Origin of the sequence: Paenibacillus prosopidis, from assembly GCF_003337375.1 — a bacterium.
GTDB classification, from domain to species: Bacteria; Bacillota; Bacilli; order Paenibacillales; family Paenibacillaceae; genus Pristimantibacillus; species Pristimantibacillus prosopidis.
Window position 1 is genome coordinate 61,422 of record NZ_QPJD01000002.1, and the last position, 13,433, is coordinate 74,854.

Annotated in this window: 13 protein-coding genes and 2 pseudogenes; 5 read left to right on the plus strand and 10 right to left on the minus strand. The window is 42.6% G+C overall.

Annotated features, from left to right (window positions below; all coding sequences use genetic code 11):
- Positions 1 to 71 precede the first annotated feature (71 nt).
- Positions 72 to 674 (minus strand): class I SAM-dependent methyltransferase, encoded by a 603-nt coding sequence (locus DFP97_RS02490; RefSeq protein ID WP_114378399.1) that lies wholly within the window; start codon positions 672 to 674, stop codon positions 72 to 74.
- A gap of 182 nt (positions 675 to 856) precedes the next feature.
- Here DFP97_RS02490 and DFP97_RS02495 point away from each other — a divergent pair, with 182 nt between their 5' ends.
- The 4 genes from DFP97_RS02495 to DFP97_RS02505 all read left to right on the plus strand — a co-directional run bounded on the left by DFP97_RS02495 (position 857) and on the right by DFP97_RS02505 (position 4,315).
- Positions 857 to 1,858, plus strand: coding sequence for a glycosyltransferase family protein (locus DFP97_RS02495; protein ID WP_114378400.1), 1,002 nt, complete (start codon positions 857 to 859; stop codon positions 1,856 to 1,858).
- A gap of 5 nt (positions 1,859 to 1,863) precedes the next feature.
- Positions 1,864 to 3,297, plus strand: coding sequence for a glycosyltransferase (locus DFP97_RS02500; RefSeq protein ID WP_114378401.1), 1,434 nt, complete (start codon positions 1,864 to 1,866; stop codon positions 3,295 to 3,297).
- A gap of 187 nt (positions 3,298 to 3,484) precedes the next feature.
- A complete protein-coding gene (locus tag DFP97_RS30585; RefSeq protein WP_181873361.1) occupies positions 3,485 to 3,694 on the plus strand; it encodes a hypothetical protein in 210 nt (69 codons plus the stop codon).
- Positions 3,695 to 4,087: 393 nt separating this feature from the next.
- Complete coding sequence (locus DFP97_RS02505) at positions 4,088 to 4,315, plus strand: PfkB family carbohydrate kinase (RefSeq protein WP_181873330.1); 228 nt, start codon at positions 4,088 to 4,090, stop codon at positions 4,313 to 4,315.
- Positions 4,316 to 4,490: 175 nt separating this feature from the next.
- Here the strand turns inward: DFP97_RS02505 and DFP97_RS02510 are convergent, their stop codons facing one another.
- The 3 genes from DFP97_RS02510 to DFP97_RS02520 form a co-directional block, all read right to left on the minus strand.
- Positions 4,491 to 5,828, minus strand: a complete 1,338-nt coding sequence (locus DFP97_RS02510; protein ID WP_114378403.1) for a sugar phosphate nucleotidyltransferase — start codon at positions 5,826 to 5,828, stop codon at positions 4,491 to 4,493.
- Positions 5,825 to 6,901: a GDP-mannose 4,6-dehydratase gene (gene gmd, locus DFP97_RS02515; RefSeq protein ID WP_114378404.1), complete on the minus strand. Its 1,077-nt coding sequence runs from the start codon at positions 6,899 to 6,901 to the stop codon at positions 5,825 to 5,827. The genes DFP97_RS02510 and gmd overlap by 4 nt, the downstream gene beginning before the upstream one ends.
- A gap of 132 nt (positions 6,902 to 7,033) precedes the next feature.
- A complete protein-coding gene (locus DFP97_RS02520) occupies positions 7,034 to 7,984 on the minus strand; it encodes a GDP-mannose 4,6-dehydratase (RefSeq protein WP_114378405.1) in 951 nt (316 codons plus the stop codon).
- Positions 7,985 to 8,421: 437 nt separating this feature from the next.
- On the opposite strand from DFP97_RS02520, the pseudogene DFP97_RS02525 reads away from it, so the two are divergent.
- Positions 8,422 to 8,589 (plus strand): annotated as a pseudogene (locus DFP97_RS02525) (IS5/IS1182 family transposase); the annotation flags it as partial.
- 171 nt (positions 8,590 to 8,760) lie between these two features.
- On the opposite strand, the gene DFP97_RS02530 reads toward DFP97_RS02525, so the two are convergent.
- The 6 genes and pseudogenes from DFP97_RS02530 to DFP97_RS31355 all read right to left on the minus strand — a co-directional run bounded on the left by DFP97_RS02530 (position 8,761) and on the right by DFP97_RS31355 (position 13,386).
- On the minus strand, positions 8,761 to 9,168 hold the full coding sequence (locus DFP97_RS02530) for a hypothetical protein (protein WP_114378406.1): 408 nt from the start codon (positions 9,166 to 9,168) through the stop codon (positions 8,761 to 8,763).
- Positions 9,169 to 9,216: 48 nt separating this feature from the next.
- Positions 9,217 to 9,582 carry an integrase core domain-containing protein gene (locus DFP97_RS32205; protein ID WP_114378407.1) on the minus strand — a complete coding sequence of 122 codons (366 nt, stop codon included), beginning with the start codon at positions 9,580 to 9,582 and terminating at the stop codon, positions 9,217 to 9,219.
- A gap of 212 nt (positions 9,583 to 9,794) precedes the next feature.
- Entirely contained in the window at positions 9,795 to 10,043 is a 249-nt protein-coding gene (locus DFP97_RS02545) for an IS3 family transposase (RefSeq protein ID WP_181873332.1), read from the minus strand.
- A 725-nt stretch (positions 10,044 to 10,768) separates the two neighbouring features.
- Positions 10,769 to 11,419, minus strand: a pseudogene (locus DFP97_RS02555) (GDP-mannose 4,6-dehydratase); the annotation flags it as partial.
- A 219-nt stretch (positions 11,420 to 11,638) separates the two neighbouring features.
- Positions 11,639 to 12,277 (minus strand): hypothetical protein, encoded by a 639-nt coding sequence (locus tag DFP97_RS02560; RefSeq protein WP_114378411.1) that lies wholly within the window; start codon positions 12,275 to 12,277, stop codon positions 11,639 to 11,641.
- Between the two features lie 227 nt (positions 12,278 to 12,504).
- Positions 12,505 to 13,386 carry a hypothetical protein gene (locus DFP97_RS31355; protein WP_114378412.1) on the minus strand — a complete coding sequence of 294 codons (882 nt, stop codon included), beginning with the start codon at positions 13,384 to 13,386 and terminating at the stop codon, positions 12,505 to 12,507.
- Between the last annotated feature and the right edge of the window lie 47 nt (positions 13,387 to 13,433).

A 13,433-nucleotide genomic window follows, 5' to 3' on the forward strand; every position in this document is an offset into this window, starting at 1 on the left:
AAATAATTCATTAAATACTATATTTGCTAAAAAAAGGATTCAATTAACTACATCTCATTACTATATGAGGATTATCTACCTTCCGTGCAAAACTGAAAACATAAAGTTCCATCTTCGATAAGACAAATTCGATCCCCTTCAATTCTATTCATCCCATCAATTACTGCCGTCACATCGGGCACAAACATATTTCCGTAGTCGTGCCAACAAATAATGCCTCCCCCTTTTCTTATCACTTGTCGTGCTAAATGTGTATCAAACAAAACACCCTCAGAAGAATGATCGCCGTCAATGAATATTAAATCAGCTACAGGGAGAGCTTCTGGGGATATATCCCTTGAACCATTTGGTCTTAAAATCAGCTCTACTCTTGTGTCATTCTTAATGCATTCTCCTGCTATTTGAGGTACTTCCGATTGTTGAATAGCTAATGGAGTTTGAGAACCGGGCGTTAAATCTATTCCTATATATCTTTCAATCCATGGACTATTGTCTAGAATAATTTTTGCCGTCTCTCCTCTTTGAATGCCGATTTCGATTACTGTTTTAGGGTGAAACTTCCGAGAGAATGCAACTAATGGCTCTACATCTTGCTGAGTGAAAAAAGGCCGTTCTCCAACGAATACACCGCTGCCGAAAATTTTAAAAAAAGTTTCTCTGTCGATTCTGCTCATAATAAATCCCCCCTTCGATGAGCATTCATATTAAACTATGCGGCACAGAGAGCAAATGAAACTATAATTTAGTCCAATTTTTTGGGCAATGTTGGGAAACACAACCTCTAAAGTCATGCATAAATTATTTTGTATGAGTATTGCTTCTTAAAGAGAACAGATAGAAAGAAGGGAATGGGATCATGCGTATTTTATATGTGTCGGTACATGAGGTATTAGAGTATGATGAGTTGAAAATGTTTACTGAATTAGGATACGAATGTTTTTCTCATGGTGCATATTGCCGTCCGCATTTAGGAAGTCGACTCCGCCCGCCTATTCCTGAAATGCCTTATGACCCGCATTTCGCGAGTTTGGTTGACCAATCCCCCAAAGATGATCTGCATCCAGATTTGATCAAAGATAAAGACATAATAATCATTATGCATACGCCCTCAATCGTTATTAATAACTGGGAGAAGATAAAGCATAAACGGGTAATTTGGCGGTCCATCGGTCAATCAGTCGCTGGGGTTGAACAAGTCCTCCAGCCTTACCGTAATCAAGGTTTGGAAATCGTGCGTTATTCGCCTAGAGAAAGAATGATCCCCGGTTACATTGGAGAAGATGCGGTGATCCGGTTTTACAAAGATCCAACAGAATATAATGGATGGATTGGAAACAAGAGTCAAATCATGGCTTTAAATCAGTCAATGAGAGAACGAGCGATCGATTGCAATTACGATGTTTTTCAAAAAACATGCAGCGGATATCCATTTAAACTGTTTGGCCGAGGGAACGAGGGGGTGCCCGAAAGCTCAGGGGAATTAACCTATGAACAATTAAAGCAAGAGTTGAGAGAAAATCGCGTCTTTTTTTATACCGGCACTCAGGTCACGAGTTATACACTTGGATTTATTGAGGCATTTATGACCGGTATTCCCATTGTTTCCATAGGGGAAAAGCTAGGCAATCATGAGTTTTATAAACAGCAGACATTTGAAATTCAGGAGATTATTGAAAACGGCAAGGAAGGATTCGTTTCCGACGATATTCTAGAGTTAAAAATATATTTGCATAATTTATTGTTAGACCATGGACTTGCCAAAACAATCAGTGAAAATGCAAGAAATAAAGCGATTCAATTATTCGGAAAAGATAACATAAAACAACAATGGAACAACTATCTAAGTAAGGGGAGATAGAAATCATGGTTTTACCTTCAGGTATATTGTGGGCAGGACCTGTACGCGATATCGGGGGGTATGGCAATGCATCGCGAAATTATATCAGAGCATTGCAACTTACCGGACTTCCTTTAAACGTTATTGATATTGGAGATGCAGATCAAGAACTTGGAGAAGATGATTTTCGCTTGATTTCCAATGCCCTAAATTCTAATGTTCCGTTGGGCGATACCCCGGTTTTACTCATTCATGGACAGCCCGAATATTTTGACAGAATAAAGAAGGGCAATTTTATAAAAAAAATTGGAGTAACAGTATTTGAAACAGACCGGATTCCTCAACATTGGGCAAATTTATGCAATACGATGGATGAGATATGGGTGTTTACCCATTTCAACTATGAGACATTTACCAAATATGGTGTCCAGCCTTCAAAAGTAAAAATTCTGAATCATACCATCGATTATGCGCAGTATGATAAAACTTTCCCTCCATATCCTTTTCCTCCGGAAGTAAAGTCCTTTAAATTTTTATACACCTTGGCATTTGATTACCGGAAAGGATTGGATTTACTCATACCTAGCTTTTGTGAAGAGTTTTCAATTACGGAAGATGTCAGTCTCATATTGAAGATTTATGTCCCTAACTGGACAAAAGAAGATAATGTTCTCGATGTGATCTCATCATATATTCCGGACAAAATTAACAACCCCCACATCCATTTCATTATGGGAAAAATCCCCCGCGAAAGTCTTTTATCGTTATATTCGAGCTGCACCTGTTATGTTTCTACAGAAAGGGCGTTGGGCTGGGGAATGCCGCAGATGGAAATGATGGCCATGGGCAAACCGGTTATTTCCGTAAATTGGGGCGGTTCTACTGAATTTATGAATGAAAGCAATTCCTTTCTAATGGAACCGGAAAAGAAATTGGAACCGGTTCATGATGAGCTGCAAAAGACCAGACCCGAACTCTATTTAGGGCATAAATGGGCAAAAGTAACCAAACAAACTGTAAAGAAAACCATGCGTGAAGCATTTGAAAATCACAAAAAGAGAGAAGAAATTGCTTTAAAGGCAAAACTGGATATAAAAAACGGATTCTCGTTAGAAAGTATCGCCAAACAATTCAAAGAATTGTTACACTTTACAATAGAAACTATTGTTATTATGATAAGCAATCTTCTTCACTTACCCAATAACCTTGATTTCTCCATTCAAGTCTATAGGAACCTTCTAGGGCGGGAACCTGATGAACAGGGTCTGCAATCCATTTTATTAGCTCTTAAGCGAGGAATAAGCCGGTTATATATCATTACACAAATTCTTAATTCAGAGGAATATCGTTTGATCTTATCCGAGAGCCACTCGGATCTAACCCCCGAAATGATTTTACTTGAAATAAAAGGATATATTGACCTTGCTCCGAATAGCTGGACACCGAGAAACCCTCTATAATAAAAAGTGGATGGATTTACGATTGGTAAACTGGACCCTTAGTCAAGGGCACTTTTAAAAAAGAGTGCTAGGCCACACTTAAGAGATGATTCCTGTACTGAACAGGAGTCATCTTTTTTAGTCCCCACTGATATTTGTGATTGTGTTTATAAACCCTTTCGAATTCCGCTGCTCCTTGGTAGTCGTCATGAATCATCGCATGCTTGATGCCACCGGCAGCATATTTGCCGTATTAACAAATTTTGGTGTACAGAGCGTTCCATGCTTTCCAAAAAACGAATACAGTAAAAATGGGTTTCCTTCTACGCAAGGAGGTAAGATCAAAGTGTGCCTTTCACTTTTGGCTATTGGCACGATATTTTTAGATTGTAAAGGTTTTGCCAAGCAAAACTATTAATGTGCTACAAATAATCCCGGAAACCTCCGGTTTGTGCATGGCAGCATAGGCAGGAATGTAGCGGAATTGATTCAACAGCGATGGAAAAAGACATTGCACCAAGACTCCGGAGATCAAGGGTGTACATCCAACATCTCATAAAGACTAATAGTCGGGGAATGGGCATATAGATGGCCATCCTGGATAAGGAGCTTGCCGGTTCCATTTCCCAAATGCCGGATCTTGCTCTCCTTAGGAGTTCATCGAACGGTATGGGAAAGAATGTTCAAGTCCAGCACTCATTTTGTCCTTTAACTTGATTTGAATGTCCCCATTGCCAGATTTTACTCAAAAGAGCATCGATCAAAAAATACATGCCCTGATTCAATTCGTTGACAAGCGGGAATGAGATCGATGGTGATCACGATGGGGGGAAATGGTTCAATTTATTACGACACCAGCACGAAAGAATCGGGCTATCAACCTTTCTTTCCAGCTAAGCTGTCAATTCCAGCGGCACAGGGGGATGCATTCTTTTCGGGTAAGGTCATGGGGCTAGCAAAGGGATTATCTATTAAAGAAGCGGTCATTAGGGGTACGAAAGTAGCGGGCTGGACCATAGAATCTACGAAAACCACCTAACTTGAACTGCATCAGAAGATAAAACATGACGACTTTTTCAAGCGAATAATTTCAAACAAAGAAGGCTCTTCCGAATAGGGAGCCTTCTTTCCCTGCTATTATCTTTTTTGATCGCTAATATATTACGACTGCTAACGCCAATAATTTAATAAATCTTCGAACGGAATTTCCGTTCTCAAGGTTCCTCGAACGTATCCTCCCCTATGAGACCGCTACCGATTTGAACCTCTATCAGTGTAAGCTCTTTTAAAGCCATTATACTGTGTTTCGTATTTTCCGGAATCTGCAGACAATCACCCGATTGAACCCGATGAAGTCTACCCTCCAAAATGGCCATCCCTGTACCTGACTGAATACACCATATTTCCTTTCTGCTCCGGTGGTAATGGGTCCGAATATGCTCACCAGCATGTATGACTATCTTCTTAATTAAGGTATCGTTTTCTTTCTCCCGTCTGGAGAAATCCAATATCCGATACCAGCCCCAACGAAGTTCCTCATACATCGGAATATCCTTGAAGAGCTCTGCCATATCTTTTATGCGGGGGCTTGCCGCTTTGTCAGACACCAGGATCCCGTCGGAGCTGACCGCCACGATGATGTTGGAAAGACCTAACAGTATGACGGGTATATCCAATTCATTTACGACATGGCTATTCGTGGAATCCGTGCTGACAATGCCCTTACCGGTCACTGGATTATTCATCTCTTCAGTCAGCGTATTCCAGGTGCCAAGATCCTTCCATTCCCTCTCGTAAACAATGACTTTCATTTGCTTGGCTTTTTCCAGGACTTCATAATCAAAGCTGGTTTTGGAGAGCGTATCATATTCTTTGGCGAGTTCAGGGTACGTGACAGGAAATCCTTTTTCACGCAGCAGGCCTAATAGGAATTGAAGCTTAAATGCGAAAATGCCGCAGTTCCAAAGCGCTCCGGATTCGATCAGATGCTCTGCCACCATTTGGTTAGGTTTTTCGATGAAGCTTTTTATAGGAATGGCCGTGTCAGAGGAATCACTTGAACGGCTGGCTGGTACGATGTACCCGTATTTTTCCGAAGGATACGTCGGTCTGGAGCCGATTAGAGCTACTTGGACATCCGAATGCTGCAGAACGTCTTCCAGCTCCTTTACTTTATCGTAAAATGCGTTCTCTACAAACGGATCCACCGGCAGGACACAGACTGCCTCATCCTCAGGTACATTCGCTTCGGAAAACAAGTATGCGGATACGAGGGCGACAGCCGGGAACGTATCCCTTCTCTCCGGTTCGATGATAAGCGGGATAGAATCCCCCAACTGGCTTCGGATGAGCTCCTCCTGGGATCCGTTCGTGGCAATGTACGTGGAGCCCGCCAATCCCGCCTCCTGCAATTGCCGCCAAACCCTTTGAACCATCGACTCAAGCTCGCCTTTTTCGTCTTTTAACACTTTTAGGAACTGTTTGGTTCTGGAACCATTGGAGAATGGCCACAGACGCTGTCCTGAGCCTCCGGACAGTAATACGATTTTCATCCAGATCTTCCCTTTCCGGCCTCTTGAATGTCATACATGACCATCTCTTTCACCAAAGCCTTCAGATCATATTTCGGCTCCCATTCAAGCACCCTTTTCGCTTTCGCGGGATCCCCCAATAATAAATCCACCTCTGAGGGACGATAATACCCCGGATCGACACGAACGACCTCTTGACCGATCGGAAGCTGGTAATCCGGATGATGGCAAGCTATGATGGAGCCTCGTTCTTCCGTCTTTTCCCCTGTAAATTCCAGCTCGATGCCGACCTCGGCAAAAGCCATACTTACGAACTCCCTTACTTTCGTCGTCACTCCGGTGGCGATCACATAATCATCCGGTTTTTCTTGCTGCAGGATTAACCACATAGCTTCTACATAATCTTTGGCATGCCCCCAATCTCTTTGAGCGTCAAGATTGCCTAAATACAACTTATCCTGCAGACCTAGCGCGATTCGCGCTATGGCTTTCGTGATTTTTCTCGAAACGAAAGTTTCACCCCGAAGCGGGCTTTCGTGATTGAAGAGTATGCCGTTTGAAGCGAACATTCCGTAGGCTTCCCTATAATTTACAGTGATCCAATACGCATAAAGTTTGGCAACGGCATAAGGACTGCGGGGGTAAAACGGAGTTTTCTCGCTCTGCGGAACTTCTTGAACCAAACCGTACAGCTCGGACGTCGACGCTTGATAAATCTTCGTCTTCTTTGTTAATCCTAGAATTCTTAAGGTTTCCAATATTCGCAGCGTTCCAATTCCGTCCGCGTTAGCCGTATATTCAGGCGTATCGAAGCTAACATGTACGTGACTCATTGCGGCCAGATTGTAGATTTCATCCGGTTGAATCTTCCCGATGATGCGGACAAGGCTCATCGAATCCGTGAGGTCACCGTAATGCAGGAAAAGCTTCTGGTCATGCAGGCTTGACTCCTCCACCAGATGATCGATTCGATTCGTATTGTGAAGAGAGGATCTTCGTTGCAAACCATGAACCGTATAACCTTTATTTAATAGCAATTCGGTCAGGTAGGCGCCGTCTTGTCCCGTAACCCCTGTAATAAGTGCCACTCTCATGCATGCTGACTCCTTTCAAGAAATTTCAACCATGTAACATAGTACGTTCGTGAGAGTCATCGGCATGGACGAATACTAGTGGATCATTCCCCATTTTTATAGATAGCAGAGACGAGCTTTTCAAAATGGTTTTTAAACTCTTTCGCGCCAGTAGTTCAATAGATCGGACAATGTTTGATCGAAAGGTATTTCCGGCCTCCAACCGGTTTGCGCATGAAGCTTGGAATAATCCCCCAGCCATATTTCCACATCGGAGGGACGTAAGCGAGCCGGATCTTCCTTAATTTCAATCTCTACTGTGCTTAAGGCAAGCAATTTGTCGAGCATTTCCTTTATTGACCATGACGTTCCTGAAGCGATATTATAGCATTCCCCCGGCTCTCCTTTCTCCAAAACAAGCCAGTATGCGCGAACAACATCTCGCACATCCGTGAAGTCCCTCTGGGCCTGAAGGTTTCCGACAGAAACAACCGGAGGTTGTTTACCTTTTTCAATCTGAGCAATTTGTTTGGCAAAGTTGGAGGTAACAAAGTGTTCCCCTCTTCTCGGTCCGGAATGATTGAAAGCCCGCGTGCGAATAACATTTAATCCGTAACTTTGGTGATATTGATATCCCAAATAATCCTGAGCCACTTTACTGACTGCATAAGGACTTAATGGACGTAATGGATTCGTTTCTTTAATTGGAATCTCATGCGGCTCCAGACGGCCGTATACCTCACTGGAGCATGCAATTTGAATCTTGCAATCGATACCGCACCGTCTTACGGCTTCAAAAATATTCAGTTGACAGTTGATGTTATTTTGAATCGTATCAATAGGCGAGTTCCATGAAGTGGGAACAAAACTTTGAGCGGCTAGATGAAAAATAAGGTCCGGCTTTACACGCTCAATTAAAGTCCTTACGGAAAAAGAATCTCTTAGTTCACAGTCATACAAATGAATGTCCTTTAATAAATGACGAATATGATCCATACGGCTCCTTTGACGAACCGTGCCGATGACCTCGACGTTTTTGGCAAGCAGAAACTCCGTCATATGACTTCCGGCAAATCCGGTGATCCCTGTGAGTAAAGCTTTCATTTCTTTCCTCCTCGTTTTCATGAATGCCGTCGGAATTGCCGGCAGGTCTCTTGATCGTTATTCATTCACGCAGCAATAGTCTAATCATTTCATCGTATGCATTTACGGAGCTACGGGTTGTTCATCAACCCATAGTTTCCTAAAACAAAAAAATACGGGCTATCCCGAGGCCACTGAAGAAGTCCCATTTTATCTATGAATCCCTAAAGCCAAGTTCCCGGCGAAGAATACAAGCGATGTGCTGAAAGACGAAATCGCCTACTGCCAGAAACTCATCAAGGTGCTTGAAGTAGAAGGTGGTGTTTGTACACTGCCCAAGTTAAAGAATCGCTTAATCTGCTCAAGAAACTGTCGCAGATGACCTTGAACAGCTTAGGATCTCGGAAGATCAGGATGCAAGGATCGAATAAAACAACATTGGATATAGCAGGAGCCCACAAGAAAAAGTAAAGGAACGTTACAAGATTGAAGCGAAGAATAGCGAGCAGAAACACAGGCACGGGTACGATGTAGCGTCAACCTTGGGTCTTGTTGGCATGGAGATACAAGAGGCGATGGCGATCTTCACGGTAAATTTAAAGAGGATACTGAAACTGATGAAGTAAGAACATATTGAAGCAAGCTTGTTATAAAGACGAAAAGACGACCACATTTCCACAAATATGGAAAGTGGTCGTCATTTGATTTGTTCCTTTAGCTCCGTTAAAAAAAGCTAATTTCTTCAGTGGCCTCGTTATCACTCAGGTCTTTTTCAGACCTTATGGGACAGCCCCTAGTTAGTTAACTTTACGACTGAACTTGCAAACGGTTCTTAAGTCGGTAATATATTCGTCATACAACTCGACAATGTATTGCAAGGCTGCAGGACTAATAGTGCCACCGGTCGTATAGTTAACTACTTCGAAGGATGCTACGAAGAAGTACGTTGGAAGAGCAAAATATAATGTTTCAGGCGATGCGGGAGCGTTATCGTTCCATACATACGCAGGATTGGGAGCACCCACAGAAGGATAAAACAGCAGTTCGGGCCAAGAAGACCCGACTCTCCCAATATCAAGTACTACTCCCCTTGTTGCGGAAGGGGTTCCAGTGATCGCCCCTGCTGTTGCATCTCCTCTACTCGAAGTAGAGAACCAAGTGTCGGTCGGATCACTTACCACAGTTGCTATTTTGGTAATCGGCATAGAAACTTGTACCTCTGTCAATAGAGTAGACACATAGAATCGAGAAAATTACACAGCAGGACGGTACACACGTTCGTATTGATTGGGCGTGAAATATCCGATGGAAGAATGGATCCTCTTTCTATTATAGAAGCATGTGATATATTCAAAAATGCACTTTCGAGCTTGCTCACGCGTCTTGAATTTATCCAAGTAGATGAGCTCCTTTTTCAGGACACTATGGAACGATTCGATGCAAGCATTATCGTAGCAATTCCCTTTTCGGCTCATACTACCTTTCATGCCATACTTTTTTAGCCTTGCTTGATAGTCATGAGAAGCATATTGGCTGCCTCGGTCAGAATGGTGTAAAACTTCACCGCGTGGTCGTTGCTGATTGTAAGCTGGTCTAGTGCTTGTTTGACCAGTTCTTATTTGTCATCAAGCCCACGATCTTACGGCTGTATAGGTCCATGACGTTTGCTAAATAGAGCCATCCTTTATCAGTGGCAACATAGGTGATAACTGTCACCCAGGCTTGATTTGGTTTCTCCACGTTAAACTGCCGATTTAACACATTCTCATGAACCGTGAGATTGTGCTTAGAGTTGATCGTAGCTTTATATTTCTTCACTGTACCAATGCATTCATAATGCTGCCACCGTCTTTTCTGATACCGTCGTGCCTTGTTTGCGTAATACCTTAGCGATTTGAGGGCTTCCGAACAATCGACGCGAGTCCAAGAAAATACGTCGTACGCGGTGAACCAGCTTCTTACTCCATTTCTCTCGTTTACTTGCCTTACGTTTAGTCCAATTGTAGTATCCGCTTCTGGAAACATGGAATGTAGCACACATCTTCGCGATACCGCACACGAAGCGATGATCGTTCGTCATGTCGATCATCTCGAATTTAGATATTATTATTATTCTTTCTCATTCTCGGTTCTCCATGTCTACTTTTCTGTCTAACAGCAACTTCACTCTCCTAATCTATTGTTATGAATCACTTTTTTTTGATTCAATTCATAATATTAAATTTACATGGGCGATTGCACATAGACTCTAGTATTTTTAAAGAATAGCAATTCAATAGTGATTTTAGTAGAGTCGCAACCCGAAAAGGGATTGAGCAGAATTGCCGCCCTGCTCAATCCCTTTTCATCCTATTCCTTTATAGCACAGATTGTTTGATAACCTATTTAATAAACGCATCCCGTTTGTTGTCTTTCACCGTTATGATTGCCAAGCCATTGTTAGAATGGGCGCGGTGTAATGAAAGAGGGAATGGGGTTTCTTTCAAAAAGTCCTCAATCGCCGTCAATACTCCGTTCCTATGACCATTTTCGTGAATGGCATGATGCGCAGTCGGGTTGAATCCCCCATGAGTCACTAAATGACTAACTCCATAAACGATACCTTTTTGAGCATAAAGCTTTCTAAACTATGTTGGTATAAGGGAAGGATTATGATACAAGTCACGCCGACCATAAGGCCACTCGGTATCGTGCAAAAATACAAGTGGAAATGCATCTGTTCTCTGCGCGAATTTCTCCACCTCTTTCAATTCATGATAAACGCTGTACCAATTATGGTCGCCGTCGATCAACACTGCATCTGGCTTCTACGTAATCTTTGGCGTGCCCCCAGTCTCTTTGAGCGTCAAGATTACCTAAATACACCTTATCCTGCAGTCCGAGAGCGATTCGCGCTACGGCTTTCGTGATTTTTCTCGAAACGAACGTTCCCCCCCCGTAACGGGCTTTCGTGATTGAAAAGAATGCCGTTCGAAGCGAATAATCCATAAGCTTCCCGATAGTTGACCGTAATCCAATATGCATAAAGCTTGGCAACGGCGTAGGGGCTGCGCGGGTAAAACGGGGTTTTCTCCGTCTGCGGAATTTCCTGCAAAATACCGTACAGCTCGGAAGTCGACGCTTGGTAAATCTTCGTCTTCTGAGTCAGTCCAAGAATTCGTACGGCCTCCAATATCCGAAGCGTTCCGATTCCGCCTGCGTTAGCCGTATATTCCGGCGTATCGAAGCTGACATGTACATGACTCATCGCGGCCAGATTATAGATTTCATCCGGTTGAATCTTCCCGATGAGGCGGACCAGGTTCATCGAATCCGTGAGGTCGCCGTAATGCAGGAAAAGCTTCCGATCCTGCAGGTCGGGATCCTCCACTAGATGATCGATCCGATTCGTATTGTGCAGAGAGGATCTTCGTTGCAAACCATGAACCGCATAACCTTTAAAAGCAATTCGGACAGGTAAGAGCCGTCTTATCCTGTGTTCAAAAGAGTCATTGGCATGGACGAATAGTAACCGGAATCTCCCCATTTTATGAGAAAACAAGGATTGGTCCACAAAAAAACGACAGCTGAATTCGTCGAATCAGCTTCTCTGTTAAATAAGAAGGATCGACCGGGAGAGCTTCCGCTTGCCCGATCGATCCTTACTTTTTTTTGTGAGGGGACAAAACTTACAAGTTATGGTGTTATTGAAAAATCGGAGTAAATATCTGCGATAAAGGCGAGTCCGGCTGGATTGTTGCCGGCATCAGGTTGGATATAGTTGGCGACAGTAAAAGAAAAGATTAATCTTACACTTGTAGGAACAGAAATAAGTCCAAGAGAGACAGGAATGGTGTAATAACGGACTCTTTGCCAGCTGAAAGGCGGGGGCTCCATTGTAAAAACATTCATAGGTCCGTCAAGCAAATCCACATCCAGTCCGGTAGGTTGAGGCACCAAAAATACACCCACATCATTCACAACTTGAATTCTGGATAAATGGGCATTATCGGCAAAAACGGCTAATGAAATGAGAAAATTGTTAATGATGCCGACGGATAACGGAATGACAACTGATTGAGCAGCGAAACCGCGGCTTTCGCCGGAAAGAGGAGAAGCTTGACTCCAGATGATTTGTGGGTCTGGTGTACCGGCGAAAGCGGTATTATTATCATTCGTATACTTGACGATCTCAGGCCAAGGCCCGCTATTCCCGACATTGACGACATTCGGCGGAGTGCCTGCCAACAAGTTGCTCACTGCCGTTGCTCTGTCGATAGCGGTTACCGTAGTCGTTGTACTGCTTACGACTCGTTGAATTGAAACAATAGGCATGTTCTAATTCACTCCTTTTATTTGATTTGTTGTCCTCTCACACTATACTATATTCTGGTAATTATAGAATTGAATAGTTATTCGAGCCGCTTACTTTGTGGAATTTCTTGGAAACTGATAGGTTCTTTGAAACTATTAAGAAAAGAAAAAAGAAGCTCCCGAACAATCGAGAGTTCCTGACACCTGTTTCTATAAAATCCCTTCAATGTTTTCCTCAAATTTCGAGTTCATACAGGGATGATGGATGTGGGAAGCCATTGTAGAGTAGCATAGTCGTAGTAATATGCTCCATTTTTGTAATGAGATAGATGCGGTTCATAAAAATGCGGGATATATTTTTTATTAGCGTGGGTAGTAAAATGAACAGAGTTCAACTTCATGAACTGGCCGTTGTCACTTCTTTTGCACTTTAATACGCCATTAATCAGGTATATTTTTTTCTTGTTATCAAGAGTTTCGAATCCGGGGGAGGAGAAATAGGGCAAGTAAAAATATATGCTTCTGTCAAATAAAGAATCTCCGAAAACCCCTTGAGTTGCATCGGTTCTATTCAAATATTTTTCATAATACAGCTTTTGAGTAACCATATCAGATATAGCCAACATTCCATGAAAATGTCCCGTTTCTTTGGTGTAGTATTTAAGATATTCAAACAAAGAGTCCTCTTTGAAATGAATTAGAGTAACCATGCAAAGTTCTTCCAATTCTTGCAATGTGATAAAAGTCGTCCAGGTCCATTCTCCAGAAAATCTTTTATATTCTGTAAGGTTCAGGTCAACATATAACATGACGTCAGTATCAAGCACCCAACATTCGGTAATATGATGTGCCCTCATGTAATCCCTTAAGATAAACCACCGCTGGAAGCAAAAACGATTATAGAAATATTCGTTAGGGGTCATGTGTTTATAAACCCTTTCGAATTCCGCTGCTCCTTGGTAGTAGTTATGAATCATCGCATGCTTGATGCCATCGGTAGCATATTTGCTGTTATTATGGTTTCCAATCAATATGACGTCAGATGCGGGACTCGCCATCTTGGCCTGCTTTAATACATGTTCTAAATAATAATCATCGCTCCAATGGAAAAATAAGATAGGGATGGGCACTACCGATTCCTCCAGTCATTTACCAATTCAAATCGGGGAATAACCCA

Excerpts from the sequence above, each read along its gene's own strand:
- DFP97_RS02510 (WP_114378403.1), bottom strand. The coding sequence starts at position 5,828 with ATGAAAATCGTATTACTGTCCGGAGGCTCAGGACAGCGTCTGTGGCCA.
- DFP97_RS02530 (WP_114378406.1), bottom strand. The coding sequence starts at position 9,168 with ATGCCGATTACCAAAATAGCAACTGTGGTAAGTGATCCGACCGACACT.
- DFP97_RS02495 (WP_114378400.1), top strand. The coding sequence starts at position 857 with ATGCGTATTTTATATGTGTCGGTACATGAGGTATTAGAGTATGATGAG.
- DFP97_RS30585 (WP_181873361.1), top strand. The coding sequence starts at position 3,485 with ATGAATCATCGCATGCTTGATGCCACCGGCAGCATATTTGCCGTATTA.
- DFP97_RS02520 (WP_114378405.1), bottom strand. The coding sequence starts at position 7,984 with ATGAAAGCTTTACTCACAGGGATCACCGGATTTGCCGGAAGTCATATG.
- DFP97_RS02545 (WP_181873332.1), bottom strand. The coding sequence starts at position 10,043 with ATGACGAACGATCATCGCTTCGTGTGCGGTATCGCGAAGATGTGTGCT.
- gmd (WP_114378404.1), bottom strand. The coding sequence starts at position 6,901 with ATGAGAGTGGCACTTATTACAGGGGTTACGGGACAAGACGGCGCCTAC.
- DFP97_RS02560 (WP_114378411.1), bottom strand. The coding sequence starts at position 12,277 with ATGCCTATTGTTTCAATTCAACGAGTCGTAAGCAGTACAACGACTACG.
- DFP97_RS02505 (WP_181873330.1), top strand. The coding sequence starts at position 4,088 with ATGGTGATCACGATGGGGGGAAATGGTTCAATTTATTACGACACCAGC.
- DFP97_RS02500 (WP_114378401.1), top strand. The coding sequence starts at position 1,864 with ATGGTTTTACCTTCAGGTATATTGTGGGCAGGACCTGTACGCGATATC.
- DFP97_RS02490 (WP_114378399.1), bottom strand. The coding sequence starts at position 674 with ATGAGCAGAATCGACAGAGAAACTTTTTTTAAAATTTTCGGCAGCGGT.